The sequence below is a fragment of the Bowmanella yangjiangensis genome (assembly GCF_017255015.1).
GTDB lineage: Bacteria > Pseudomonadota > Gammaproteobacteria > Enterobacterales > Alteromonadaceae > Bowmanella > Bowmanella yangjiangensis.
Genome location: NZ_JAFKCS010000131.1, coordinates 1 through 2102 on the forward strand (window position 1 = coordinate 1; position 2102 = coordinate 2102).

Here is a 2102-nt window from a genome sequence, read left to right on the forward strand (position 1 = left end):
CTGGAGACAGTCAGATTGCGTGCCATTTATTTTTTTCTTGAAAAACAAGTAGATAGAAAAACAAATGTCATTACGACTCTATCGGCATGGAGTCATTACGATCCCTGAGTGAGTCAAATTGACTTCAATCACGCTACCTTGAGCCGCGCTCGCGTGCTGAGGGATGCACGCTGGACAGAGAGACGCACTTTGCATGCGCCGCACAATCACCATGCAAATTAGAAATACACTTAATAAGTACACTTAACACCCGCCCGACCCCGTTCATATCGGTGATATGTATCAGTGACAAAAACCCAGGATTGGGCAACTATTCGATGACACTTCGTCAGTGTCATTTCCCTGCTGATCCAACACGTCGAGTTTCTGATGCCGAGTCGCCGATGCACAATTTAACCCTGCGCACCCTTATTCTTCTGTTCGCACTGGCTTCGGCAATAGCAACACTTATCAATGCCTTTCTCGTGACCTATACGGTACAAAAGCGTGCGCTGGTCGAAACCGCTCTGGAGAGCAATCGCGCCTATGCCGCCAAGTTGGCCGAGATCATCAACGACAACCTCAATAGCGATCTCGCCCGGCTCCGCTACAGCGCAACGCTCATGGGCCAGTCCTTCAACGACCCCGCACAGATGGCTCGGGAGGCCAGGCGCCTGTTGCATCAGGACAGCAGTTTCAGTTCGCTGCTGGTTGCAGATCACGAGGGCGTGGTTATCGCAGCAGAACCGGCAGACCTGAATATCGCCGGCAAGAAGTTGCGCTCGCTTGATCCACTGGTGGAAAAACGCCCACTGGTCAGCCCGGCGTTTTTCTCGATTGCCGGTAATCTCGTGGTGTTTCTGTCATACCCGATTCGCAATGACGCCGGTGAATACCTCGGTGTTATCGGCGGGACGATTCATCTGAACAAATCCAACTCGCTGCACGACATCATCGGCAAACACTTTCACCGCGATGCCTCATCCGTTTATCTGGTCGACCAGAGTCGACGCCTGCTCTACCACACCGACCCCGACAGAATCGGAGAGCAGATAAACGACAACGCCATCATCGATGCCGCGCTGAACTCGGACAACGGAACGCTGCAAGCGAGCAACTCACAGGGCATCGAGATGCTTGCCGGCTACGCCAGGGTGCCGCAGAGCCAATGGGGCATAGTCGTTCAGCAGCCACTGCACAATGTGCTCAGCACCCTGCAGGAGCTCATGCACAGACTGATCATCGGCATGATCCCGATGTGTGTGATCGGCCTGAGCCTTATCTGGTGGGTCGCCTCGCGCATCAGCCGCCCGCTGAGGAAACTGGCCGACTACGCACAGCAGCCGGACACCGCGGACAACATTCAACGGATCGAACAAGTCGACGCCGGGTATTACGAAGCCGTGCAGCTCAAGCGGGCGCTCATCACTGGCGTGAGGCTGCTGCAGACCCGCATAGGGCAGCTCAACGTGCAGGCACAGAGCGACGCGCTGACCGGTCTGGCCAACCGCCGCGCGATGGATGAGACCCTGACACTCTGGCAGGAAACCGGAAGGCCCTTCGCCGTGCTGGCAGCCGACATCGACCACTTCAAAAGGATCAACGACCAGTTCGGTCACGATGTCGGCGACCTGACGCTGAAAAGCGTCGCCACCAGCCTGCGTCAATGCTTGCGCAGCGCCGACCTGCCCTGCCGAGTTGGCGGCGAGGAATTCCTCATTCTGCTGCCGGATGCGTCGCTCGCGGTTGCAGCCGATGTAGCCGAGCGCATTCGCGCCACCATCGCCGCGACGCCGATAGAAGGCGCCGGGCACGTCAACATTTCCCTGGGTGTCGCCCACTGGCACGGGCACCAGGAAACGCAGAGCGCCGTGCTCAAGCGCGCCGACGAGCTGCTGTACACGGCAAAACGCACTGGCCGCAACCGCGTCGTGGTGCAGAAGGCGAACACCCCGATGGAAGTGCCGGAACCCGGCTGAAGGCGAGGCCTGCAAGCCTGGGACAAAAGCGCGAAGCTCGCGCCCCCTGCCCCTACTGGATCCCCTTGACGTGCTCCAGCCATGCGGGGTCGAGCCGCGTCTGCTCCAGCTCCAGCCCGCGCTGCTGCATGACGTCCCGATGTG

The 2102-nt window shown here is 58.4% G+C and carries 1 protein-coding gene; it reads left to right on the forward strand.

Annotation, left to right across the window (positions count from 1 at the left end):
• Nucleotides 1-383 precede the first annotated feature (383 nt).
• On the forward strand, nucleotides 384-1958 hold the full coding sequence (locus J0A65_RS22580; protein WP_206596560.1) for a sensor domain-containing diguanylate cyclase: 1575 nt from the start codon (nucleotides 384-386) through the stop codon (nucleotides 1956-1958).
• Nucleotides 1959-2102: the final 144 nt, after the last annotated feature.

What these genes read in the sequence shown, in the direction of transcription:
- J0A65_RS22580 (WP_206596560.1), top strand. Translation starts at nt 384, where the DNA reads ATGCACAATTTAACCCTGCGCACCCTTATTCTTCTGTTCGCACTGGCT.